The 26077-nt window shown below is 37.1% G+C and carries 25 protein-coding genes; 1 reads left to right on the top strand and 24 read right to left on the bottom strand.

All coding sequences use genetic code 11. From position 1 onward, the window contains the following. Nucleotides 1-657 precede the first annotated feature (657 nt). The 24 genes from BME96_RS08680 to gpr all read right to left on the bottom strand — a co-directional run bounded on the left by BME96_RS08680 (nucleotide 658) and on the right by gpr (nucleotide 25163). Entirely contained in the window at nucleotides 658-1020 is a 363-nt protein-coding gene (locus tag BME96_RS08680) for a diacylglycerol kinase (RefSeq protein WP_202413369.1), read from the bottom strand. Further along, on the bottom strand, nucleotides 1010-1474 hold the full coding sequence (ybeY, locus tag BME96_RS08675; RefSeq protein WP_019377982.1) for an rRNA maturation RNase YbeY: 465 nt from the start codon (nucleotides 1472-1474) through the stop codon (nucleotides 1010-1012). The genes BME96_RS08680 and ybeY overlap by 11 nt, the downstream gene beginning before the upstream one ends. Next, on the bottom strand, nucleotides 1474-3609 hold the full coding sequence (locus tag BME96_RS08670) for an HD family phosphohydrolase (RefSeq protein WP_019377983.1): 2136 nt from the start codon (nucleotides 3607-3609) through the stop codon (nucleotides 1474-1476). Before BME96_RS08670 ends, ybeY begins: the two co-directional genes overlap by 1 nt. Nucleotides 3610-3677: 68 nt before the next feature. Next, nucleotides 3678-4637 (bottom strand): PhoH family protein, encoded by a 960-nt coding sequence (locus BME96_RS08665; RefSeq protein WP_019377984.1) that lies wholly within the window; start codon nucleotides 4635-4637, stop codon nucleotides 3678-3680. A gap of 2 nt (nucleotides 4638-4639) precedes the next feature. Beyond that, entirely contained in the window at nucleotides 4640-5872 is a 1233-nt protein-coding gene (yqfD, locus tag BME96_RS08660; protein ID WP_083547444.1) for a sporulation protein YqfD, read from the bottom strand. Between the two features lie 16 nt (nucleotides 5873-5888). Beyond that, on the bottom strand, nucleotides 5889-6170 hold the full coding sequence (yqfC, locus tag BME96_RS08655; protein ID WP_019377986.1) for a sporulation protein YqfC: 282 nt from the start codon (nucleotides 6168-6170) through the stop codon (nucleotides 5889-5891). A 118-nt stretch (nucleotides 6171-6288) separates the two neighbouring features. Next, nucleotides 6289-6801 carry a hypothetical protein gene (locus BME96_RS08650; RefSeq protein ID WP_071648873.1) on the bottom strand — a complete coding sequence of 171 codons (513 nt, stop codon included), beginning with the start codon at nucleotides 6799-6801 and terminating at the stop codon, nucleotides 6289-6291. Nucleotides 6802-6833: 32 nt separating this feature from the next. Further along, on the bottom strand, nucleotides 6834-7826 hold the full coding sequence (floA, locus tag BME96_RS08645; protein ID WP_019377988.1) for a flotillin-like protein FloA: 993 nt from the start codon (nucleotides 7824-7826) through the stop codon (nucleotides 6834-6836). A gap of 37 nt (nucleotides 7827-7863) precedes the next feature. Further along, nucleotides 7864-9180, bottom strand: a complete 1317-nt coding sequence (locus BME96_RS08640; RefSeq protein ID WP_033354020.1) for an NfeD family protein — start codon at nucleotides 9178-9180, stop codon at nucleotides 7864-7866. Nucleotides 9181-9481: 301 nt separating this feature from the next. Beyond that, nucleotides 9482-9928, bottom strand: a complete 447-nt coding sequence (locus tag BME96_RS08635; RefSeq protein ID WP_019377990.1) for a GatB/YqeY domain-containing protein — start codon at nucleotides 9926-9928, stop codon at nucleotides 9482-9484. 15 nt (nucleotides 9929-9943) lie between these two features. After that, nucleotides 9944-10120, bottom strand: a complete 177-nt coding sequence (rpsU, locus tag BME96_RS08630; protein ID WP_019377991.1) for a 30S ribosomal protein S21 — start codon at nucleotides 10118-10120, stop codon at nucleotides 9944-9946. A gap of 143 nt (nucleotides 10121-10263) precedes the next feature. Next, the gene (gene deoC, locus BME96_RS08625; RefSeq protein ID WP_026041440.1) at nucleotides 10264-10935 is read right to left on the bottom strand and encodes a deoxyribose-phosphate aldolase; all 672 of its coding nucleotides are present in this window, start codon (nucleotides 10933-10935) and stop codon (nucleotides 10264-10266) included. A gap of 172 nt (nucleotides 10936-11107) precedes the next feature. Beyond that, nucleotides 11108-12466, bottom strand: a complete 1359-nt coding sequence (gene mtaB / locus BME96_RS08620) for a tRNA (N(6)-L-threonylcarbamoyladenosine(37)-C(2))-methylthiotransferase MtaB (RefSeq protein ID WP_040955285.1) — start codon at nucleotides 12464-12466, stop codon at nucleotides 11108-11110. After that, nucleotides 12463-13224: a 16S rRNA (uracil(1498)-N(3))-methyltransferase gene (locus tag BME96_RS08615; protein WP_071648872.1), complete on the bottom strand. Its 762-nt coding sequence runs from the start codon at nucleotides 13222-13224 to the stop codon at nucleotides 12463-12465. Before BME96_RS08615 ends, mtaB begins: the two co-directional genes overlap by 4 nt. A gap of 27 nt (nucleotides 13225-13251) precedes the next feature. Beyond that, complete coding sequence (prmA, locus tag BME96_RS08610) at nucleotides 13252-14196, bottom strand: 50S ribosomal protein L11 methyltransferase (protein ID WP_071648871.1); 945 nt, start codon at nucleotides 14194-14196, stop codon at nucleotides 13252-13254. Between the two features lie 61 nt (nucleotides 14197-14257). After that, complete coding sequence (gene dnaJ / locus BME96_RS08605; RefSeq protein ID WP_071648870.1) at nucleotides 14258-15385, bottom strand: molecular chaperone DnaJ; 1128 nt, start codon at nucleotides 15383-15385, stop codon at nucleotides 14258-14260. A 161-nt stretch (nucleotides 15386-15546) separates the two neighbouring features. Then, entirely contained in the window at nucleotides 15547-17388 is a 1842-nt protein-coding gene (gene dnaK, locus BME96_RS08600; RefSeq protein WP_019377997.1) for a molecular chaperone DnaK, read from the bottom strand. 32 nt (nucleotides 17389-17420) lie between these two features. Then, a complete protein-coding gene (gene grpE, locus BME96_RS08595; RefSeq protein WP_019377998.1) occupies nucleotides 17421-17981 on the bottom strand; it encodes a nucleotide exchange factor GrpE in 561 nt (186 codons plus the stop codon). Between the two features lie 80 nt (nucleotides 17982-18061). Next, the gene (hrcA, locus tag BME96_RS08590; protein ID WP_019377999.1) at nucleotides 18062-19096 is read right to left on the bottom strand and encodes a heat-inducible transcriptional repressor HrcA; all 1035 of its coding nucleotides are present in this window, start codon (nucleotides 19094-19096) and stop codon (nucleotides 18062-18064) included. A gap of 119 nt (nucleotides 19097-19215) precedes the next feature. Continuing rightward, complete coding sequence (gene hemW, locus BME96_RS08585) at nucleotides 19216-20379, bottom strand: radical SAM family heme chaperone HemW (protein ID WP_071648869.1); 1164 nt, start codon at nucleotides 20377-20379, stop codon at nucleotides 19216-19218. A 92-nt stretch (nucleotides 20380-20471) separates the two neighbouring features. Beyond that, entirely contained in the window at nucleotides 20472-22280 is a 1809-nt protein-coding gene (gene lepA, locus BME96_RS08580) for a translation elongation factor 4 (RefSeq protein ID WP_019378001.1), read from the bottom strand. Between the two features lie 148 nt (nucleotides 22281-22428). Further along, nucleotides 22429-22761 carry a DUF3679 domain-containing protein gene (locus tag BME96_RS08575; RefSeq protein WP_019378002.1) on the bottom strand — a complete coding sequence of 111 codons (333 nt, stop codon included), beginning with the start codon at nucleotides 22759-22761 and terminating at the stop codon, nucleotides 22429-22431. 12 nt (nucleotides 22762-22773) lie between these two features. Next, nucleotides 22774-23946, bottom strand: coding sequence for a stage II sporulation protein P (gene spoIIP / locus BME96_RS08570; RefSeq protein ID WP_019378003.1), 1173 nt, complete (start codon nucleotides 23944-23946; stop codon nucleotides 22774-22776). A gap of 107 nt (nucleotides 23947-24053) precedes the next feature. Then, entirely contained in the window at nucleotides 24054-25163 is a 1110-nt protein-coding gene (gene gpr, locus BME96_RS08565; RefSeq protein WP_026041441.1) for a GPR endopeptidase, read from the bottom strand. A 217-nt stretch (nucleotides 25164-25380) separates the two neighbouring features. Between gpr and rpsT the strand changes: the two genes are divergently transcribed. After that, nucleotides 25381-25647 (top strand): 30S ribosomal protein S20, encoded by a 267-nt coding sequence (gene rpsT, locus BME96_RS08560; protein WP_019378005.1) that lies wholly within the window; start codon nucleotides 25381-25383, stop codon nucleotides 25645-25647. The last annotated feature ends 430 nt before the right edge of the window (nucleotides 25648-26077 follow it).

The following is a 26077-nucleotide window of genomic DNA, read 5'->3' as shown; positions in this document are numbered from 1 at the left end:
AGCCACTGTAGAAAGCGGACAAGCCCATTGATTTCCATTACAGATGGACGCTTTCACACCTCCGGGTACAAGCGCGACATCTGTTCGTAACCTCACAGTGTCTCCTTTGCCGCTCGGCATGGCTTCAGCCGCTTCCTCCGCTACGCTCCGTCCAGGGTCTTCACCTCATGCTATCCGGCTGGAGTCGCCATCTTCCATTCCAATCAATTTGTATGAGTTTTAGTCTGCAGAATACAGCGTAGTGTTACCTAAGAACCAGATAGGCTTAGACTCAACAACTTGTACGCAAAATATAAAAGTGAGTACATTTCAGCTTCTAATAATAACCTAATACTTTTAAAGAAGTACTCTGAGCGGAGGAAAATACGGAGACTTCTGGGGGAGATGAGGCATAGGTGAGACCCCGGAATGCGTAGCATGAGGAGGCTCATCAGCCGCCCCCGAAAAGCGCAGTGTTTTCCGTAGCGGGGTGGAACCAGATTCAATAATTTGCGAGTTTTCCATCAACAAAGTCATTTTTCATACTCTAAACATACACAGTTACGTCGCAGTTTATCTATTTTCCGAATCATTAAATAACCCCAACATATATATTAGAACCTATAAAAAAGCCGAGACATAATGTAAGCACATTTGTCCCAGCCTAAGTACATAAACCTACATAAATAATGTATAAATTTTGGGCAGGAAAATAATTAATCCAATAAGTGCAGCAATAATTGCGGCAATCAATACGGCTCCCGCTGCCATATCTTTAATTATTTTCGCAGATGGATGTATAGCTGGATTCAAGTAGTCTATCATTTTTTCTATAGCACTATTTGTAACCTCTGTAACTAACACGAATCCAATTGCAAAAATTACTATACACCATTCTAACCAATTAAGCTCTACTAAGAAACCTATGGTAAGTACCAGCGCAGTTATAAATAAATGAATACGAAAATTTCTCTCTGTCCTGGTTACCTCCTTGAGCCCATTCCAAGCGAATGTAAAACCAACCGATCTCTTACCTTTCAATTCCAAACTCACCCAATATTGCTTCCTGTTTCTTAAACATCAATTTTTCTTCTTCATGTGACATATGATCGTACCCTAATAAATGTAAAAAACCATGTACCGCCAGAAAACCAAGTTCTCTTTCTAAAGAGTGATCATAATCCGCGGCCTGCTCCTTCGCTTTGTCAATGGAAATTACGATATCCCCAAGGATTAACGGAATGTCCTCTCCAACTATATCTATTTCTCCATCCACCTTCTCTTGCATAGCAAATGAAATAACATCAGTAGGTGTATCCTTTTGGCGATAGTTGCGATTAAGCTCTTGAATCTCTTTATTATTTACAAAGTTTATGGAAACTTCAGCCTCTCTGGAGATCCCCTCCTGTTTTGCTGCGAACTCCACCAATCGTTGTAAAAGATCTATATAATCACTTGGCACAGAATTTGTTTGGTCGTGAAAGTCTATGTGCATTATTTAGCCTCCTTCATGGGATATTGAATTCTTGAATGAAATATACCTTTTAATGTAGTACATATTGTTCGTTGGACTACTTTTAATTCCTTCAGAGTCAATGGACTATCATCCAATTGTCCATCTGTCATACGATCATTAATGATAGAGGTCACAATTTGCTCAATTTTATCTTCTGTTGGTTCTTTCAAGGATCGTACTGCTGCTTCTACAGAGTCACATATAGAAATAATGGCTATTTCTCTTGTCTGTGGTTTTGGACCAGGATAACGAAAATCAGCTTCCTTTGCTTTCTTATTTTTTTCTAACTCCTTATAGAAGAAATATTTAACAAGTGTTTCGCCATGATGTTGCTCAGCAATATCTATAATTTCCTTAGGCAAACGATGCCTTTTTAGCATTGCTGCACCATCATAAGGATGCTTAATAATTATGGCCGCACTCTCTTTCGCTGTTATAAGGTCATGGGGATTACTCATCGCTAATTGATTTTCAATAAAGTAATGTGGTTTTAAGGTTTTACCAAGATCGTGATAATATGCACCTACCCTCGCTAATAACCCATTCGCTCCTATGGCCTCACACGCTGTTTCGCTTAGGTTTGCTACCATTACAGAATGATGATACGTTCCCGGCGCCTCTGTCAGTAATTTTTTCATTAGTGGTTGGTTTGGACTTGCTAATTGCAATAGTTTTATGTCTGTAAGGATGCCGAGACCTGTTTCAAAAAAAGGCAATAATCCGATAGTCAACACTGCTGACAAGAATGCAGAAATAACACCAAACGACGTTTGAATAAATATATCACTAATTGCATATTTTTCAAAAGAAAGAAATAGAAATAGTAATATGGTTATTATATTTATAACTGTAATACCTACCCCTGCTTTTAAAATGGCTAAGCGATCTTTCACATTCATAAGGAAAACAATAGCTGCCAATTGAGAAAAGAAGAAGTAGATTCCTGCCTCAATATTTAAAGAACCAGGGATTTGGTTGTTAAATATGATGCTACCTAGAATAGCAAATAAGCAACTGAAGATAATTGCTGAACGTTCTTGGATCAATTGTTTTATTAATAGAGCGCCTGTTGCAATGGGTACTACATAAAAAAATGAATTGGCTTGTGTAGAATATAAGCTTACCACCTTCATAAAGAGAATAACTAGTACACTTATTAATAGTGTGGCAATAATCTTACTCTTATCAAAATGGGTATGCTTATTGATTCGCTGCAGTTCATATACTATCACAGAACAAATTAAAGTGATGAGTAAACCTAGTCCTATCATTGGGATAATATTTCTCTTACTGTCAAGTAAGCCGGCTAATTCTAATTTTTCATAGATTTCATTAGTAATAACTTGGCCTTCTCTGACTAAAACTTCGCCAGCCCTTATAGTGACAGGGTCCACATTACTAACCGCTTCTTTTCTTGCATTCATCGTTTTTTCTACATCAAAGAAAGAATTCTCCACAACGGCAAACTCTGCCAGTTTGTTAAGAGCTTCCTTTGATTCTGGTGTTAACGATGAATACTTTATCGATTGCTTTATTGTGGAAGTAGCTCCTTGGGTATTTTCCGCTCTTACACCTGCCTCAAAAACTTCTTGTAATGAGTTAATTAATAACTCATTCGCTTTGGATCGTTCTTCTTTTGGAAACTCTACAAGCTCAGCAAAAACCCAATCGTTAATATTTTGGTTTATTTCAGGTGATAGCAGTTGTTTCAACTGTTGTACTTTTTCTTGATTGGTTAGTGGAGGAGCGATATCTTTATTATTGGAATCCTCTTTGACTGATTCCATTTCTAACTTAGATATTGCCTCAAAAATTTCGTTAATATAAGCTATTCGCTCCTCTGTTATCTCAGTGGAAATCTCATAACGATCTTCAACGGCTTGCACAGTCTCTCTTCTTTTTCTGTCTGTTTCTTGTTCGTTTTCAATAGTAATTGGAGAGCGTATTGTCTCTTTTGTGGTTGTAAAACGTTCAATGTTATAAGTTTCAGTATGTACATTATTCAGGGTAATGAAAAAGAAAAATATACCTAGTAAAATAACGGATAGGATTATAAATATCCATTTATTTTTCATATAGTAGAATAACTTTGATTTCTTCTTTTTCTTCTCCATTTAGTCCACCTCATTTTTTTCAGAGACAATATAGAAAGAAGACCCTTTTTGGGTCCTGCTCTCTAAAACTAAACATTTTTTTCATATGCATCGATTATACGTTGCACGAGTGGATGCCTAACTACGTCTGATTGCTCCAGATATATAAAAGATATTCCTTTTACCGGTTTAAGCAATTGACTAGCTACCCGCAAGCCAGATTGCACGCCCTTAGGTAAATCAATTTGAGTAATATCACCTGTGATCACCATCTTGGATCCAAAGCCTAAACGGGTTAGAAACATTTTCATCTGTTCAGGTGTAGTATTTTGTGCCTCATCCAGAATTACAAAGGCATCATCTAAAGTTCTTCCACGCATATAAGCAAGTGGTGCTATCTCAATCGTTTCTCTTTCAATCAGCCTAAGTGTATGCTCGTTCCCAAGCACATCGTGTAATGCGTCATATAACGGACGTAGATAAGGGTCTACCTTTTCTTTTAAGTCACCAGGTAAAAAACCCAAACTTTCTCCCGCCTCCACTGCTGGGCGTGTGAGTATAATTCTTTTAACCATACCATTTTTCAACGCATGTACTGCCATCACAACTGCAAGATAAGTTTTTCCTGTTCCAGCTGGTCCAATTCCGAAGACGAGGTCGTTATTTTTAATTGCACTAACATATTTTTTTTGCCCCAGTGTCTTAACTCGTATAGGTTTTCCTTTTACATTTTTAGTGATTTCATCTTCAAATAATGTTTCTAATTGATTTATTTTCCCTTCCTTAGCTAATTCAATTGCATAAACAACATCTCTTTCAGTAATTTGCAGGCCTTTTTGCACAAGAGATAATAAAGTCAAAAGGATATCTTGTACAAGAGAAATATCCTTTTCGGTGCCTGAAACACGCACCTGTTCTCCTCGAGTTACAATGGAAACATTTAATTGTTCTTCCAATTGATGCAGGTATTTATCATTTGTGCCAAATAAAGCCATCGCTTCATTAGGATTTGTGATTTGTAGATTTATTTCAGTAAGGTTTTCGGACATAATCAATCTCCTTGATCCAAAGGTTGTGCTGTCGCAATATCTTCCTCGACATTGAAATATAAGTTTAATTTAACTTTACCATTCTCCTTACTTTCATGCAAAACTTTTTCAGACAATATTTTAGCTTCTGGTCCCAATTTTATCTTTAATTCTTTTTTGGCCTGCATTATTCCTACTTGAACAGCTTCATCCTCTGTTCTTTTGTTTTTATTATGCGTTTTTTCACTTAGTACCATTTCAACTATCTTTACTGGCATTTTCCATTTTAAAAAGTAAAGCGGTGTCTCTTTTCTTTCTCGGTGGACAGACTGATAGTCCGGATCGCTAAATCCCCATATCGGCAACTGAAAATTACCCAATTTTGCATAATATCTTTTTTCCTGTTCACCAGTAAGTGACTCATGACTCGCTGTTAATGGAACATTAACTATCACTTCATACCAAGTGGTTGCAGTGATATCTCCCTCAGCAGCAACATATTTTTTCTTACTTTGTTCCTCTTTATTTTCTTCCTTTTCATCTTGTTCATTTTCATTGATAACACCTGAAACTAAGAGATCCCCAGGTTTCACGTAATCATTCACCTTTACCTTTGGCATACCATTAGAAACATATAATTTCTTAATAATTCCTTTTTTTGAAGCTATCAAATTACGCGGCCCTAAAGGCTCCTCCTCTTTCACAATTGTCTTTTCTACTCCTTCAAGGAAAAAGGTTGTCCCTTTTTGATGTACACCAACCCATAATAATTCAGGAATATCCTCCACAAGTTCACGTTGAATTTTATTTGGTGAATCTAATGTAAAAATCCATGTACCTGAATGGATTCCATAATCATTCAGTTTACGGCTTATTTTTTCTTCAATATCCTTTGGGACTCCTGTAATATTAATTTTCCAAATAATATTTGAAAGAAATACCACTAGCAATAAACTGCAAACTAAGGCAAACATTAGCTCTCTTTTCTTTGTAATCCTTCGCAAAAAAAATGGATAGCCTTTTTTTTCTGTAAATTTAATTTTATAGTTTTTTCTTCTATTTATTTTCCTTAATTGCTGAATATCACTTAGTTTTATTGTTCCTTCACAAATCTTGGCTGATTTTTTCTTTACATTCCAAACCGTGATTCCTTCATTGGCACATGTCTGAAAAAAACGTTCTGGCAAATTTCCTGTTACTGAAATAGTTACATAACCAGTTAGATGTGATTTATTGTTTATAATCTCTTTCCCCACCTTCCCTACATAGCACTTAGTCAGTTACAAATGTAATATCTCTAATTACACCTTCCAAAAGTATTTCCTCAGGCAACATCATTTTAAGTACAAATGAACTTCCGGTAATTTTTACATAACCCTTATTCATCTTTAACTTTAATTCTGATTCAGAATATGTAGCAAGTCCTTTGTGATTTTCAATGTATACGTGAATTTGTCCAACTACTGTAATTCTTGGGAGTTCCAGCATAATATCAGAAGGAAATGCAAGATATTTAGTTAACCATGGTCGTAAACCTTGTTGTAGCTTTTTCATAAATGCAGCCCCTCTCCATTTATATATTTATGTATCTTGCGGTAATTTAAGAACATATCAAACTAAAAAAGCCTTTAGCCAAAAAGTACTTTTACTTTGGCTAAAGGCTTTTCTATTATTATTTTCTACGTTGTTGTACTACTGACTTGTAAGGCTTTACTGCTCTTGGGGGGCCAAGGATTTCTGACATAATAATTCCATTTGCCAATCCTTTTTTCTCAAAGTTAGCAGTGACTTGTTTTTTAAACTTTCTTTGTTTATGGGATAGTGCAACTTCCGACGGTTGTTTGGAAGTATTACCCAAAATGGCATCATGCCTATTGATCTCATCCTTTGATCGAGCAGAATATACTTGCTCTCTCTCAGCTAGCTCTTCCATACGTTTTCTCTGTTGCTCTGCCAATGTGTTGCCTAATTCTTCAGCTTGGCTTTGAGTTTCCAGCTGTTCATTTTGAACTGTTGGCTGAGAATAAGGCTGCTTTTGGGGAGAACTTTCCGGCCTATTAAACGGTTCCTGCTTCTTACCTTTTGAGGTATTATCTTTCATAAAACTAATAATACCTCCAATAATTAAAGCTATAATGAAAAAATTACTGGCAATAGCTTCAAAGAAGTCAGATATTACATCCATAAAATCCCTCCTTATGCTGCAATATCACCTAATTATTGATCATTATCATCATGGTTTTCTTGGGTTAATTTACCAATGGTGTCTCGCATATCTGTATCTGCATCGATATTTTTATAGTTCATATAATCCATCACACCTAAATTTCCAGAACGTAACGCTTCAGCTAACGCCAAAGGTACATCAGCCTCTGCTTCTACTACTTTCGCCCTCATTTCTTGAACACGCGCCACCATTTCTTGCTCTTGTGCAACTGCCATTGCACGGCGTTCTTCTGCTTTGGCCTGTGCGATGTTTTTATCCGCTTCAGCTTGGTCAGTTTGTAGAATCGCACCAATGTTTTTGCCGATGTCCACATCCGCAATATCAATGGAGAGAATTTCAAATGCTGTACCTGCATCCAAACCTCTATTTAAGACATTGTGGGAGATTGAGTCAGGATTTTCCAGAACTTTCGTATGAGCCTCCGAACTACCTATGGTACTTACAACACCTTCCCCAACACGGGCAATTACAGTATCTTCTCCTGCACCACCTACGAGACGGTCAATGTTTGCACGAACAGTTATCCGCGCTTTTGCTTTAACTTCAATTCCATCCATAGCAATACCCGCAATAAATGGTGTTTCAATAACTTTAGGGTTTACACTCATTTGAACTGCTTCCAAAACATCGCGTCCTGCCAAGTCTATTGCTGCTCCTCTTTCGAACGGCAATTCAATATTCGCACGGTGTGCAGCAATTAAGGCGTTTACTACCCTGTCAACATTACCACCAGCTAAATAGTGACTCTCTAATTGGTTCGTTTTAACATCTAGCCCAGCTTTATGAGCCTTAATTAATGGGTTAATTACCCTGTTAGGTACAACGCGTCTTAAACGCATACCTATTAGAGTAAATATCCCGACTTTTACACCTGCAGCCAATGCGCTGATCCAGAGCATTACTGGGATAAAAGTAAATAGAATTGCCAATACAATTAGAATTACCGCAATGATAATCAATGGCATAAGATCATATAATTCCATTCCATCTTCCTCCTGTTACATATTTATTTATTATAAATTAGATTTCTCTAACTACAATACGTACACCTTCTACTTTTATTACCTTAATATTTCTATTTGCATCTATATAACCACCTTCGGAAATAACATCTAGCCGTTCATTATCAAAAACAGCAGTCCCAGAGGGCCGTAAAGGCGTTACAGTTCTTCCCTCTAAGCCAATCAATTCCAGGCGATTTACAGAAGAAACATAGCCTAATTCAGTGGTAGTTTGTTCTTTTAAAATAATATGGCGGAAAACTCCTTTATCCATACCAATTCTTCTAAATAAAATGATGGACACAATAAGAGTTACTAGAAATGCAATGCTTATACTCATAGCCATATGACCCAAATCGTAACCTGACATAAGCAATGAGCCGATAATTGCACCTATCCCTAATAAACCAGCAATACCGCCAGGGAGAAAAAATTCAGCTATGATTAGCGCAATTCCTAAGATAAGTAATATAATTGCCTCCATCCCAGCTAATCCAGCTACAATATGTCCGTAAAAAAACAATACCAATGCTACTAAGCCCATCGTTCCAGGAACTCCAAAACCCGGAGAGTATAATTCCACAATTAAGCCAAGACTTGCCACAGACAATAATATAGGTATCACAACTGGATTTGTAAGAAATCTGGCAACTTCTTCTGAAAATGTAGGTTCTTTTTCAACTACAGCAGCATTCGACAGACCCAATTCATGTAATAACTCTACACGATCGTCCACTACTGCTTTAGCATAATTAACTTTCACTGCTTCAGTAGGTCCAAGTGTTAAAAACTTTCCTTTCCCAGCATCATATTCTGGTAAATCGATGCTGCTATCTGCCATAGCCGCTGCATAAATGGGATCTCTTCCCTTTGACTCTGCGGCACTTTTCATCGCCGCTAACCAGGCTGACTGAGCTTTCTTATCGGCAGCAGTACCATCTGAATTAATAACACCACTAGCACCCATTGTCGCTTGTGGCTTCATATATATGTTATCCGTGTTTAGAGCAATATAGGAACCTGCTGACAAAGCTTGATTAACAATAAAAGAAGTTGTCGGTATATCCAGATCCTGAAGGAGCTTTGCGATTTGACCAGCTGAATCAACCCTACCGCCTGGAGTATCAATTTCAAAAACAATATGATCGGCACCATTTTCTATAGCTTCCTCGGTAGTACGAGATAGAAATGCCTCAAGCCCTCTCTCTACTTCCCTTTCAATTGGTATAAAATATACTGATTTTCCACTTCCGTCTTCTGCTGCCTTTACAGGAATGCCATTTTCAGTGCAAAAAAGCAACAATACTATAAAAGTAAAAAGTATGTACCTTACCATTTTCTTTAGCGGCAAGTAAAATCACCTCCCTTATTATGTTACTTACGAATATATTATGTAATTGGTTTCAAATACATAAATTATTTTTAAATTAATTTTATTTCAATCGTATCATAAGGAGCTTTACGAAGATAGTCTCTTCATTCATTTACTTAGAAATGGAACAAAGCACCAAGAACATACAAATTAAAAGCCATGATAAACTCGTGCCAGCCTCGAGCAAAAACCTCAAGTCAAAATTTTTTCCTTAAATACGAAAAAGATCTTTGCTACTTTGGCAGCAAAGATCTTATCATTAAGCTTAATTTAACTGTTTTTGCACAATTTCGTTGATTTGAGAGCCATCTGCCTTTCCCTTGACTTTAGGCATAACCGCACTCATTACTTTACCCATATCTTTTTTAGATGTTGCATTTACTTCCTGAATCGTTGACTGAACAATGGCCTCCAGCTCTTCAGTTGTAAGCTGTTTTGGCATATATTCTTGTAAAATATTAATTTCTCTTTCAAGCTTTTCAACAAGATCATCGCGTCCAGCTGATTTGAATTCTTGGAGGGAATCTTTTCTTTGTTTGACTTCTCTGGACAAAATGGTTAATTCTTCGTCCTCTGTAAGAGAGTCTTTACCAAGTTTTATTGATTCATTCTGCAATGAAGCCTTCACCATACGTATAACACTTAACGTTTCTTTATCCTTGTTCTTCATTGCCTGCTTCATATCTTGATTCAGCTGTTCAAGTAATGTCATGCTTTTGCACCCTCTTTAGAATTTACGCTTTCTAGCAGCTTCAGATTTCTTTTTACGACGAACACTTGGTTTCTCATAGTGTTCACGCTTACGATATTCTTGCAGTGTACCACTTTTTGATACACTACGCTTGAAGCGACGAAGAGCATCCTCAAGAGACTCGTTTTTACGAACGCGAGTTGTATTTGACATGCTAATTTCCCTCCCTCCGAAGCACAAAACAGGATTGTACCAGCATATGAACTTCTGTCACATGCCTTTTTAAATTATAATATATTCATCCATACAGGTCAACAGATTATTTACATAAAGCTTCATTTTTATACATTTTTATATTAGTAGTCAGAAGTTCCACTACCGCCATGTATAATATCAACACCAGCACTTGCGCCAATTCTCGTGGCACCAGCATCAATCATTGCCTTAGTTGTTTCCAGATCTCTTACTCCACCGGAAGCTTTAACACCCAGGTCACTTCCGACAGTTTTTCTCATTAGTTTTATATCCTCCACAGTAGCTCCTCCTGTAGAAAAGCCAGTAGATGTCTTCACGAAATCAGCCCCAGCTTCTTTGGCTAATTTACAAGCACGAATTTTTTCGTCCTCTGTCAATAAGGATGTTTCAATAATCACTTTTGTTAAAGCTTTATTTTCCGCAGCTTTTACTACTGCAGCGATATCCTGTTTAACCGGATCATCCTCACCCGATTTCAAAAGGCCAATATTTATAACCATATCAACTTCTGTAGCTCCATCTTTTATAGCCTGCTCTGTCTCAAATACTTTTGATTGAGTTGAAGTAGCACCTAAAGGAAAACCGATCACTGTACATACCTTCACATTAGTATCCTTTAACTTTTCATAACAAAACGGCACCCATGATGGGTTCACACATACGGAGGCAAATTCATATTCCTTCGCCTCTGCAACTAGTTTTTCTATACTATCCTTTGTAGTGTCAGGCTTTAATTGGGTGTGATCAATATATTTTGCTAACTCATTATTCATCATTATTACTTCCTCTCCTATGTTGTACGTACCTCTAAATTCATCATAGCATGACAGAATAAAAACAACAAATTTTATTAATTGTTACCGGTATTTTTGAGCAAAAAATCCGAACTACTTCATTACAAAAATGAAGCATTCGGATTATCTTTAAAAAAATTAAGGTCAGATTCTAGTTTATTACAGACTTTGCCATCGAATGTGTAGCATTGTCCATAATTTTAACGAATTTACCTTCATTGATTGGATACCCGGCTTTAGTTAACTTAACTCTAACAATCTTTCCAATCATGTCTGGAGTACCTTCAAATTGGACTTTTAAATAATTATCCGTATAACCAATAAGTAATTCAGGCCGTAGAGGGTCTTCGGAATGTTCTTCTGGAATAACTTCCAAAACTTCATCTTCATAATTAGCAGCATATTGTTTAGCCAATTGATTTGATAACTCAATTAACTGGTGTACACGTTCATTTTTCAGTTCTTCATTCACTTGATTATTCATCCTAGCGGCAGGAGTCCCAGTTCTTCGCGAAAACGGAAAGACATGTAATTCAGAAAAGCCAATATCTTTAATAAAATCGTATGTCTCCATAAACTCTTCGTCTGTTTCACCAGGAAACCCAACAATAACATCTGAGGTTATCGCCAATCCAGGTAATGCTTTTTTTATTTTTTCTACTTTTTCTTTATAGAATTGACTGGAATATTTTCTCCTCATTCTTGCAAGTACACTATCAGAACCAGATTGCAGTGGAATATGAAGGTGACGGACAATTTTTTCCGATTGATCAAGTGCCTCAATCACTTCATCCGTTATCTGACTTGCCTCGATGGAAGAGATACGAATTCGCTTTAATCCTTTTACCTTTGTTTCAAGATCATTCAGCAACATAGCGAAATTATAATCAGTCATGTCTTCTCCATAGCCTGCTGTATGAATTCCTGTCAACACAATTTCCTTGTAACCAGCATCAACTAGCTTTTGGGCTTGGTCTACTACACTTTCCGGATCCCTTGAGCGGAGTAATCCTCTTGACCATGGTATAATACAAAAGGTACAAAAATTGTTGCAGCCTTCCTGTATTTTCAACGAAGCTCTAGTTCTGTCAGTAAATTCAGGGACATCCATCTCTTCGAAAACACGATTTTTCATTATATTTGTTACACCATTGATTGGTTCTCTGGTCTTTTTATGTTCTTCAATATATTGAAGCATATTTTTCCGGTCCTGTGTCCCCACAACAATATCCACTCCAGGGATCTCCATTATTTCACCTGGAGACGTCTGGGCATAACACCCGGTTACACACACAATTCCTTCAGGATTTTTACGTATAGCTCGTCGAATTACCTGTCTGCTTTTTTTATCTCCGGTATTTGTGACGGTACACGTATTAATTACATAAACATCGGCGTCATGATCAAAATCCACTCGCTCATATCCATGTTCCTTAAACATTCGCCAGATGCCTTCCGTTTCATAATGATTCACTTTACAACCCAATGTATGAAATGCCACTGTTGTCATGAATCACACCTCAATTCTTCAAAATGATAGGAAATGCTTGCTAAAGCATATAAAGCTGCAGTTTCAGTTCGCAAAATTCGAGGGCCTAAACGTATAGCCTGAAAGCCATTATCATTTAGTTTTTCAGCTTCTTTTGGAGAAAAACCACCCTCTGGACCAATACAGATAAGTATTTTATCCGTAATTGTAACGTTTTCTAATACTGTACCAAATGACTTATAATCCGACACCTTAGCTTGTTCTTCGTACGCATACAGTTTTACGTCATATTTGGAACTTTCTTCAATTAAACGCTCTACGGTTATGGTGCTATATATTGTTGGGATTTGATTACGATGGCTTTGCTCACTTGCCTCTTTGACAATTTTATTAAAACGAATTAACTTTTTTTCTTGCTTTTTTTTATCCCAGTTAACAATAGAGCGTTCTGCTTGAAAAGGAATAAAAGCATATGCGCCTAATTCCGTTCCTTTCTGCAAAATCAACTCTAGTTTATCACCTTTTGGTAAGCCTTGAGCAACAGTTACTTGAATTGGCAACTCCACGTTTTCATTCAACCATTGTTTGATTTCTGCTTGTACACTATCTGCTGTAATAACTAAAAGCTCACAAATAGCTGCTCTGCCATCAGGGTGATTACAGATTATATTGGTACCTTCTTTATAGCGCATTACTCTATTAATATGATGAACATCTTCTCCAAGAATGGTTACCTCATTTGTACCCCACCCTGTTTCAGATACAAAGTAGCGTTGCAATTCAAGCCCTCTCTTCCGTCACAAGAATTATGAAACATTCTTTCGTGCTACAATTGAAATCCATTCTTCCATTTCATTTATCTGAATAATTTCAAAGCCTTTTACTTCTAAATCAGTTTTTACCATTTGCTTCTTATTTTGAATTATTCCTGAAGTTATGAAGTATCCACCTGGTTTTAATCTTTCCCAAGCTTCATCAATAAATTGAACGATAATTTCTGCTAAAATATTAGATACAATAATATCCGCTTCTGTATGCACAGATTCTAACAGGTTTTTTTGTTCTGCTTGAATCTTGTCACTAAGTTTATTTAGTTCTACATTAAATTTCGTACTTGTTACAGCTACATCATCGAGATCATATGCTTGCACACTTTCCGCACCTAGTAAAGCAGCAGCAATACTTAAAACACCAGAACCGGATCCAACATCAATAACAGTATCACCTTTACTCAAGAAATTCTCTAAAGCTTGAATACTTAATACCGTAGTCGGATGGGTTCCTGTACCAAATGCCATACCTGGATCCAGTTCAATGATCACCTCATCAGAGGAAACTGGCTCATAATCTTCCCACGTTGGAGTTATGGTAATCCTCTTAGATATTTTAACAGGTTTATAGTACTTTTTCCATGCTGTAGACCATTCCTCCTCGTCTACTTCATTTAAGGAAATCGTATTCTGCCCCAGTTCTATTCCATAAGTCGATAAATTATTAATTGCTTGTTTTATTTCTTCAATAGTTTCACTTAAAAAACTATTCACTGGCAGATAAGCTTTAATGCGTACTCCCTCTTCCGGGTATTCAGAAGGATCCAATTCGAATAATTCACCGAAAAAGGCATCTCTTTCCTTAACAAGGTCAAGTGGGTCTTCAATTACCAACCCACTTGCACCTGTTTCATGAAGTATATTAGAGATAGGTTCAATTGCTTCATTTGTTGTATGGATACAGATCTCCGACCAATTCAAAAAAGATCACTCATTTCTAATTTAAAATTATATGTCATGCTATTCCATATAATAAGATTATTTATTCACTTTTAAAAGCTTTTTTGAACCTTTGGAAAAGTGAACTATCCTGTTCTTCAGTAGCTTCATTTCCACCTATTTCATTAAACTCTCTTAATAGCTCTTTCTGACGGTCAGTAAGATTTGTCGGTGTCATCACCTTCACCTTAATATGCTGATCACCATGACCGTAACCACGAACATTTGGAGAACCTTTCCCTCTCATTCTGAATGTCTTACCTGTCTGAGTTCCAGCGGGAACTTTCAACATTACTTTACCATGCACAGTTGGAACTTCCACTTCATCCCCCAAAGCTGCTTGTGCGTAAGTGAGTGGTAGCTCACAGAATATATGGTCTCCTTCTCTTTCAAAGAAGTCATGTGGTTTTACTTGAACAACTACATATAAGTCTCCTGGAGGTCCACCATTGATACCGGCTTCTCCTTTACCTGCCACTCTAATTTGTTGACCTTCATCAATGCCTGCCGGAATACTAATATGAATTGTTTTGTTCTTCTTCACTTTACCGGCGCCACCACATGTACCACATTTCTCAGGAATGATTTTCCCTGTACCATTACAGTAATGACATACTCTTTTATTTACTACTCTACCAAAAGGTGTATTTTGCTCTGTATTTAACTGTCCTGATCCATTACAATGTGAACATGTCTTTGTTTTCGTGCCTGGCTTCGCACCTGACCCATCACATGTTTCACACGTTTCTTCTTTCGGAATAATTATATCCTCTTCTTTTCCAAAAATAGCCTCTTCAAAGTCTAGTACCATTGTATATTGGAGGTCAGCGCCTTGTTGAGGAGCATTCGGATCTCTTCTGCGGCCACCGCCACCAAAGAACATATCGAAAATATCACCAAATCCACCAAAGTCTTGTGCTCCGCCTCCGAAACCTCCGAAGCCTTGACCTTGTGCACCTGCGTGGCCAAATTGATCATATTGTGCACGTTTTTGCTCATCACTTAGTACTTCATAAGCTTCCTTCGCTTCTTTAAACTTATCAGCTGCATCCTCTTCTTTATTTACATCCGGATGATATTTCCGTGCTAATTTTCTATACGCTTTTTTTACTTCATCTTTAGACGCGCCTTTTTCTACACCAAGCACGTCATAATAATCACGCTTACTCACTTAAAAATCACTCTCCCGACACAACTTTTGCATAAAATTAATCTTATCATTAATTTACCATGCGTGGCAAATTAGCTCCATTTTCAAAGCAACAAAATCCTGCTCTTAAAAAAAGCCAAAGCCAAGAGAATCCTGACTTTGACTTTTATAATTAAGCTATTTTATTTATTATCTTTCTCGTCTTTTTCCTCATCTACTTCCTGGTAGTCTGCATCTACAACATCATCATCAGAACCTTGGTCTTCTTGACCTTGCTGAGCCTGAGCTTCTTGTTGCATTTGTTCATACATTTTAACAGAAAGTTGCTGCACTTGTTCTTCTAAAGCTTCTTTCTTCTCTTTAATTTGTTCTTGATCATCTGATTCTAAAGCAGATTTAAGTTCTTCTTTTGCCTTCTCCGCTTTTTCTTTTTCTTCATCAGATACTTTTTCCCCAAGATCTTTAATCGTTTTATCTGTAGTGAAGATTAGTTGATCAGCTTCATTACGAAGTTCAATTTCCTCACGGCGTTTTTTATCTTCTTCCGCATTTTCTTCTGCTTCTTTAACCATGCGATCAACTTCTTCATCAGAAAGACCAGAAGATGATTTAATTGTGATTGATTGTTCTTTATTCGTACCCATATCTTTTGCTCTAACATTTACGATTCCGTTTGCATCAATATCGAAAGATACTTCAATTTGTGGCACTCCACGTGGTGCTGGTGGAATATCAGTTAGTTGAAAACGACCTAATGTTTTATTATCTGCTGCCATCTCACGTTCCCCTTGAAGGACATGAATATCTACTGCTGTTTGATTATCTGCAGCGGTAGAGAATACTTGGGAATGGCTTGTAGGGATTGTTGTATTTCGTTCAATTAACTTCGTAAATACAGATCCCATTGTTTCAATACCTAATGATAATGGAGTAACATCAAGTAGTACTACGTCTTTTACGTCTCCTTGCAACACTCCACCTTGGATAGCAGCCCCTAATGCTACTACTTCATCAGGATTTACTCCTTTAGAAGGTTCTTGACCGATTTCACGCTTAATAGCCTCTTGAACTGCAGGGATTCGAGTAGATCCACCTACAAGAATTACTTTATGAATATCATTTGCAGATAGACTAGCATCAGATAGTGCTTTACGTGTTGGCACCATTGTGCGTTCTACTAGGTCAGAAGATAATTCTTCAAACTTAGCACGTGTTAAGTTCATTTCCAAATGCAATGGTCCAGCTTCCCCAGCTGTGATAAATGGTAATGAAATTTGAGTTTGTGATACACCGGAAAGATCTTTTTTTGCTTTTTCTGCTGCATCTTTCAAACGTTGTGTTGCCATTTTATCTTTTGATAAGTCTATACCATTTTCTTTTTTGAATTCTTGAACCATGTGGTTAATAATTACTTCATCAAAATCATCTCCACCCAGACGGTTATCCCCGGCAGTTGAGACTACCTCAAATGTGCCATCACCGATGTCTAAGATGGAAACGTCGAATGTACCGCCACCTAAGTCATAAACAAGAATTGTTTGATCTTGATCATCTTTATCAATACCGTATGCCAAAGCAGCTGCAGTAGGCTCGTTTATAATACGCTCTACTTCAAGTCCAGCTATTTTCCCAGCATCCTTTGTTGCTTGACGTTCAGCATCATTAAAATAAGCTGGTACAGTGATAACTGCCTTTTCTACTGTTTCGCCAATGTAATCTTCAGCGTATGATTTAATGTGCTGAAGGATAATTGCTGATACTTCCTGTGGAGTAAATTCTTTATCTTCAATTTTTACTTTATAGTCGGTACCCATATGTCTCTTAACGGATTGGATTGTATTTGGATTAGTTATTGCCTGACGTTTTGCAACTTCTCCTACCTGTCTTTCGCCATTTTTAAAAGCTACAACAGATGGTGTAGTACGGTTTCCTTCCGGGTTAGGGATAACAACAGCTTCCCCACCTTCCATAACAGATACACATGAATTTGTTGTTCCTAAGTCGATGCCAATAATTTTACTCATCTTCTATTTCCTCCTTAGCTACCATTTCCAGATTATTTATTTACTTTTACCATAGCTGGTCTAATAACACGATCTTTAAGCACATAACCCTTTTGCAGCTCTTCAACAATTATGTTGGGCTCTTTATCTTCCTCTTCCACTTGCATAACAGCGTGGTGAAGATTAGGGTCAAACTCTTTATCAACTGAATCTATTTCTTCTACACCTTGAGATTTTAAAGCTTCTTTAATTTGTCGGTATACCATAGTGATACCTTCTACAAATCCAGCATTATCTTCAGTTGTTTCCACTTGTAATGCTCTTTCAAAATTATCCACGGCAGGTAATAATTCATTTACTAAATCTTGTGACTTATACTTCCTATCAGCTTCTTTTTCCCGCTGAGAACGTTTCTTAAAATTATCAAACTCTGCCTGAACACGAAGCATACGTTGAAAGACTTCATCTTTCTCCTTTTTTAATGCTTCATTTTCTTCTTGTAATTTTAATTGCTCATCTGCAGTATCTTTTCCTTCTTGCTCTGCATCAAGGACTTCAACTTTTCCATCTTCATGATTTTTTTCATTTTCGTTAGTATTTCCCTGTTCTTCCATCCGTGCCACCTCCATTTTAAAATCGCCACGTTACACTATAACATGGACCAATAGAGAAGAAAAACTATCAGCTCTTTACTCTATCCGTTGTTTTTATACCACATATATAATGCCTCAGTCATTTCATTTGATAAGATATTTAACAATGTAATGACCTTACGATACTCCATCCTTGTTGGCCCTAATAATGCGATCGTTCCTAATTGTCCTTCACCCAAATGATAAGAAGCGGTAATTAAACTTAGATCCTTAATGGCGTCTACTTTGTTTTCTTGTCCAATGAATACCTCTATCCCATCATGATTCTGCTTTAATAAATTTGCAATTTCTTCTTCATTTTCCATCATGGAATAGAAAGACCTTATTTTATCTACATCATTGAACTCAGGCTGCATAAGTATGTTTGATTTTCCACCTATATATAACTTCACAGGGTAGTCAGCAAGAAAAGCAGCTTTCAAATAATTGTAGGATGTATCAAAATCCTCAATATACTTCCGCATAATAGAAGCTATTTCCGAATTAAACTTTTCAGGTAACTTTACGATAGGTACTCCATGCAACCGATCATTCATAATGTTAACCATCTTTTCAAGTTCAGACGCTTTAATTTTTTTAGGTATTGAAAAAGACCGGTGTTCAACATGACCTGTATTTGTTACTAGAATAGCTACGGCTGTATTCGAGGACAATGTAATTATTTGTACCTGTTTTAATTTAGTTTCATATATCTCCGGCCCCAAAATAATGGAAGTATAATTGGTAAGCTCAGAGAGCATTTCTGCTGACATTTGAACAATCTGTTCAAATTCAAATACCCCATCCTGAAGAACGTGTTTAATTACGTTACCCTTTCTTTGCTGGTTTGAAAAAGGCGATATTAAGTGATCAACATAATATCTGTAGCCTTTTTCGGACGGAATTCGACCAGAAGATGTATGCGTCTTTTCCAAAAAGCCCATTTCTTCCAAATCAGCCATTTCATTGCGTATTGTTGCAGCACTAAATGGAATATTATCCTTCTTAGAAATAGCTCGAGAACCAACTGGATGTGCTGTCTCGATGAAATCATCAATAATGACCTGCAGAATCAACAATTGCCTTTCAGTTAACATGATGATCACCTCTGTTAGCACTCTTGAAGGTCGAGTGCTAATGCTATTATTAAATTATCAAATCATATTTTCTTTGTCAATAAACATGAATTCAAACAAGAAACTTTTAATAAAAATAATCAATTTTTATTCTTTGATGGTTCTTCGTCCAGTAAAAATCTTTCAAATACTTCATTAGCCAGAAGCATTCCTTCTTCCGTTAAATAAAGTTTTCTTTCCGCATTCACCAACCAGTTCTTTTTTGTTAATTCATTAATAGATTGCTCATAGAGTTTTACCAGATCCATTCCAAACTTCTGCATAAAGGCCACTTTACTAACTCCGCTTGTTTTACGCAGGCCCAAGAATAGTTCTTCTTCAATTTGCTCTTTTAAACCTATCTCATCAACATGTAAAATGGGTTGACCGTTTTGCATTGATTGCTTTATATATTTAGGTAGTGGTCGAATGTTAATTGTTCTTTTTCCTGGAAGATACCCAGAAGCACCTGCGCCAAATCCATAATAGTATTTGTTGTTCCAATATGTTAAGTTGTGTTCACTTTCAAAACCTTCTTTAGCAAAGTTACTGATTTCATATTGTTTCAAGCCATTGGCTTTTGCTATTTGCTTCAACAACTCATACATTTCAACCTCTTCCTCTTGTGCTGGACGGTGCAACTTCCCCTTCTGATGCCGCTGATAAAAAACCGTTTTAGGTTCAATCTGTAAAGCATATGTTGACAAATGGGGCAAATTAAGAGCAACTGCTTCCTCAAGGGTTCTACGAAAATCAGCCACGGTTTGGTTGGGAAGTGCATAGATAAGGTCCACACTTATATTGGTAAAACTATTTCTTTTTAATAAATTTACCGTTCGGTAAACATCTTCCACAGTATGCAATCTCCCGAGTTCTTTCAGTTTTTTATCATCAAAAACCTGTACTCCTAAAGAAATACGATTTACTCCATACATTTTCAGTAAATTTATCTTATCTTCATCGAAATCCCCTGGGTTCGCTTCTATCGTATATTCTTCACAGCTATTGACATCAAATTTAGCATCCACAGCTTGGAGCAAAGTCTCTAGTTGCTCTAAGTTAAGTGCAGTTGGAGTTCCTCCACCGATAAATATCGTTTTAACTTTATTTTTGTTCCCTTCCACATACGTGTCCATTTCCTTTTTCAACGCTACAATGTACTCGGTTGCCAGCTTCTCATTGTAGAAAAACTTAGTAAAATCACAGTAGTGGCAAATCTGCTGGCAGAAAGGGATGTGTATATAAACAGATTGGATGAGATTCATAACATTTCTCCTTTGGACAAAATAAAAGAGAAAAACCTTCCAGCATAAAAAACTGTCAGGTTTTTCCTCCCTTCTTTGAGTAAGCTTATTCCTTAATCATCATTCATTTCTAATACAGCCATGAATGCTTCTTGCGGCACTTCTACTGAGCCTACCATCTTCATGCGCTTTTTACCCTCTTTTTGCTTTTCAAGCAATTTACGTTTACGGGAAATATCGCCACCATAACATTTCGCAAGTACATTTTTACGCATTGCCTTGATGGTGCTCCTGGCCACAATTTTGTTACCAATAGCTGCTTGAACAGGAACCTCAAATTGCTGTCTTGGGATAAGCTCTTTTAACTTATCGACAATTTGCTTCCCACGTTCATACGCAAAGTCGCGGTGTACGATGAAGGATAACGCATCAATAGTTTCTCCGTTTAAGAGAATATCCATTTTAACAAGGTTTGAAGCTCGATATCCAATCAATTCATAATCAAAGGAAGCATATCCTTTGGTTTGTGATTTTAATTGATCAAAGAAATCATAAACAATCTCAGATAAAGGGATATGGTAAATTACATTTACCCGAATATCATCCAAATACTCCATATCAATAAATTGCCCACGCTTCTTTTGAGATATTTCCATCACAGCACCAACAAAATCATTCGGAACCATGATAGTTGCCTTTACGAAAGGCTCTCTTATTTCATTAATTTGTTGAGGATCAGGCATTACAGAAGGGTTATCAATTTCAATAAGCTCTTCATTTGTTTGCTCCACCTCATATATTACACTTGGGGCTGTGGTAATTAAATCAATTTTAAATTCCCTCTCTATTCTCTCTTGAATTATTTCCATGTGCAATAATCCTAAGAAACCGCAACGGAATCCGAAACCAAGTGCTTGCGATGTTTCTGGTTCATATTGAAGGGATGAGTCATTAAGCTCCAAACGTTCGAGTGCTTCTCGCAAATCATTATAATCATTAGAGTCAACAGGATATAGACCGCAAAACACCATCGGATTAAGCTTTCTGTAACCTGGTAAAGGAGTGTCTGCCTGTTTCTTCGCGTGTGTTATAGTATCACCAACACGGGAATCGCCAACATTTTTGATGGAGGCAGTTAAATACCCTACATCACCTACAGTCAAACTGTCTTTTTTAATAGGCTTAGGACTGAAGACACCAATTTCGTTCACCTCAAATTCCTTGCCTGTAGCCATCATTCTGATTTTATCGCCTAATTTCAAAGAACCTTCTTTAATACAGATATAGGCTACTACACCACGATAAGGATCATAAAGCGAGTCGAAAATGAGGGCTTTTAGTGGAGCTTCCGGATCTCCAGCCGGGGCAGGCACCGACTCTGTAATTCGTTCTAATATTTCTTCAATCCCGATATTTGACTTTGCTGATGCCAGTAATACTTCATCTCCATCAATTCCAATGACATCCTCTAACTCTTTCTTTACTCTTTCAGGGTCTGCGCTTGGCAGATCAATTTTGTTAATAACAGGAATTATTTCTAAATCATTATCTAGGGCAAGATACACATTGGCCAAAGTCTGAGCTTCAATCCCCTGTGCTGCGTCTACAACAAGGATCGCACCCTCACAAGCAGCAAGACTACGGGAGACTTCATATGTAAAATCAACATGCCCTGGAGTATCAATTAAATGAAAAATAAATTCTTCGCCGCTCTTGCTTGTATATTGAAGTTGAACCGCATTTAATTTTATAGTTATTCCACGTTCTCTCTCAAGGTCCATCGCATCCAATAATTGTTCCTTCATTTCTCGTTGTGTTATTGCTTTTGTATTTTCCAATATCCGATCAGCCAATGTTGATTTACCATGGTCGATATGGGCAATAATCGAGAAGTTACGCACATTTCTTTGTCTTTTTGTCATTAGTGATGTTCACTCCTACATAAGCTTCAACTTTTAGTCGACAATAACTAGCCTTGATTATAGCAATTGAAGCAGTTATATTCAAGAACAAAACAGATGACAAACTAGTAAAAGGGGCTATTTTCATTAACTATTGATACTATTATTGCTAAAAGAATAGCTTTGAAACTTGATACAAAAGTTGAACCAATACTTCATAGAACCCTTTTACTACAGCTTCAAGAAAGGCTGCAGCTTTTTGAACAAAGCTAACTGGTTCCGCTACATCAACTTGCTCTGTACTAACTGCTTTTGGATTCTGGTATATTACTTCCTGTGTATTAGCTTCATGTTCCTTTTTCGTTTTCTTTGTCTCCACTGCATTAGTCTGTATCTCCCTCTCCCCTTCACCTTCCATAGGCTGAGCATGATCCATGCCGTAAAGTGTTCCTGTTAAAAAGAATATGGCAAACAAAAGTAAAACAATAATTGAGCGTACCATTTGTTTTCCCCCTTAAGAGTCAGAGTTTACTTTTTCTGCATCCCAATAAAATTCGCTAAACACCTCTGCAAGCGCATCTGCAGAGCGATATAGCTCTTCTAAATGGTTGTCAACACCGCCCATTTCAAGAACAAGTAAGTTTTCGGATAAATCCTGATTATAAATACCATTTACTCCAGGTCCTTTTTTTGGATAGACACCCCTACTCAAACCAGGATATTTGTCCTCAAGTTTGTAGTGCAATTTTGTAGCCAAAGCTAAATTTTTCTCGTAATCTTTATGCTCAGCTCCGATGACAATCATGATTCTGGCATAATTCTTTCCATCAATCTTTTTCGTAGTAGCTTCTCCTTGAATGGAATCCCTGTGTAAGTCAAACGCAAATTTTATATCTTTGTTCGTAGCAAAAGCTTCTTTGACAACATCCCTAGATGCTTTATACGATTGTCCATAACCCCAACCTTTATCGTTTAATATACTCATAATATCTGTATTATCAACCGTTGCCCCTATTCCTTCCGCTTCAAGTGAAGCTGCAAGACGATCACTTACCTTTGTTATATTTACTTCCTTATGATGTGCTAAATCAGGGTCAGTTACTCCGGGAAGATGGGGTAGAAAGGACTCTCTGTTATGGGAATTATAAATATAAACAACCTCTTTATCTCCAGTGGTTGGTTTGCCATCATTCTTCGTCTTATCATCTTTTTCTTTAGCTTCTTCTGACTCTTCATCCAAAACAGCTTCCCTTTCTTTTAACACTTCTTCTAAGGGGGGTGACGATTCTATTGGAAGGTTTGTATAATTCGTCCCTTCACCCGCGATCAGGACACGGCTGTCAAATAAGGAGAAGCCTGGTAATTCCTTTCCCAGTAAACTACGCGGGTCATCCGGCTTAATATTTGTTGCGATATGAAACAAAGCAGTTGTTGGTTTAGGGATGGTTTTATCCTCAGGGTATGCCTGTTGAAATGCTCTGTTTTCCAATCCTAATAAATAAAGAAATATAGAACTGTCCATATCGCTTGTCCATTCCGTTATCATCTGGGATGAAATTCTGTAAGCAGGCTTCGCAGTTGTTAAGATTCCAATTAAAACAAATAGACTAAGGATGCTAATAATATATATACCACTTCGTTTATAAACCTGATTTATTTGTTTCTTTCCTTTACTATTTGAAATCATGGTTCCACCCTTCCCCGCATCATACTCTATTGATATAATCTATGAGATGAATCAGGCAGATAGAACCAAAATGTTTTCAAGCTAGACTTAGTAGAGTCCTTACCATTTTAACGTGAGTATGATGTAAAATTACTAACATCTATTTTCTCATGCAAAGCAGCATTTACCCCGTTAGCAATTACTTCAGCCATATCAATCATAAATCCATCCACTTCCTTTGGGGTTACCATTAGATTGTGTCCCATTGGAGTGAGTACTTCCGTAATAAGACTTCTCTTTTCTTCATCGGAAAGACCTCCCACCATACCCATTAATGTTCTTCTCTTCTCTTCATCGGGTAAGTCCTCTTCTGTAAACTTTTTTCTTTCACCAAAAGAAAGACTTGCTGGAGCTAAGGATTTCGAGGGGCGATCTTTCTCTTTCCATTCTCTTCCAAAATGTTTTAATAAAAAGTCTATTGTGTCACTCGTAATTGTTACAGCATCCACGACGGTTGGTACACCTATAGCAATAACAGGAATTCCCAAAGTCTCTTTACTAAGTTCCTTTCTTTTATTCCCTACTCCTGAACCCGGATGGATACCGGCATCAGATAATTGAATTGTTTCATTTACTCGTTCAATAGATCTTGAAGCAAGGGCGTCTACTGCAATCACAAAATCAGGTTTGAATTTTTCTACGATACCAAAGATAATGTTACTTGTTTCTATCCCCGTCACACCCATAACTCCCGGTGTGACTGCAGCTACGGATCGATATCCTTCTGAAACCGTCTCATGCTCTAATTCAAATAAATGACTTGTGACAAGAATTTTCTCCATTGTCATAGGTCCAAGGGCATCAGGAGTTACATTCCAATTTCCTAATCCTACAATAAGACCTTTCCCTGTAACGGGTATATTATTTTTATTAATTAATTCCTCTAACTCTTTTGCAACAACCTTTGCAGCAGCTTCCTGACTAGCTGTATCCTGGCGTTTCACCCCATCAGCATAAATAGTAACGTACGTACCAGGTTTCTTGCCTATCATTTCTGCCCCAGTTTCATCAACCTCTACATAAGAAATATTAATATCCTCTTGTTTTCTTTCTTTAATCGTTACACCTTTAATTTCATTTTGATTACTATTACTTTGCTTTTTTTCTTTTTCAACATACATATCTCTAGCTTCAACGGCCAAATCCGTTCTAACTTGTGGTATACTTTTATTATCCATAGCAAACTCATCCTTTCCTGCTTCTTTCATTCTTAGGGTCTGCAAAGGTAGTAAAAAAATACAAAAAACATATTACGCATCAAAGCTATTGAAAACATGCCTTTCGTTTGGTAAAATGTCTTTTGTCCACTAACAAAGTGAAATGGGCTAAAAGCCAATACTTAATTGAGGATAATGTCTTACTTTATACGCTTTATGAAATTTAGGAGGTGAAACAATGGCTAATATTAAATCTGCGATTAAACGTGTAGATGTCAACAATAAGAAACATGCAAATAACCAAGCACAAAAATCTGCAATGCGTTCAGAAATTAAACGTGTAGAAAAATTAGTTGAAGCAAATGATGCAGAAAATGCAAAATCTGCATTCAGATCTACTGCAAAGCATATTGACAAAGCTGTACAAAAAGGAATTATTCATAAGAACAACGGTGACCGTCAAAAGTCTCGTTTAGCAAAAAAAGTAAACAGCTTAGGTGCATAATTTCCAATAAAAAAAACGATCCTCCAGGATCGTTTTTTTTATTGCTTAAGTAACTATAAAATTGTTCTATAATATTTACTACAGTCTCCGATGATCGGAAAATAAATAAACTGCGACGTAACTTTTCGTCTTTAGCGTATAAAAATAACTGTGTTGCTGGAAAGTTCACTGAAATATTGAATCTGAATACACCACCGCTACGGAAAACACTGCGCTTTTCGGGGGCGGCTGATGAGCCTCGGGCCAACACGATGTTGGTCATGAAGGCGTTGCGACAGGACGTCGCGACTTTAGCCTTCCAACCTAAATACCCCATTCCGGGGTCTCACCTATGCCCCATCTCCCCCAGAACAAGGAAAGCTTCGACAGCAAAGCATCGCACGAAGAAAATGTGTACTTTCATTTTCAAGGAGTCTCCGTATTTTCCTCC

The organism is Virgibacillus halodenitrificans (assembly GCF_001878675.1).
GTDB classification, from domain to species: Bacteria; Bacillota; Bacilli; order Bacillales; family Amphibacillaceae; genus Virgibacillus_Q; species Virgibacillus_Q halodenitrificans.
This window is presented reverse-complemented; position numbering and strand designations above follow the sequence as displayed.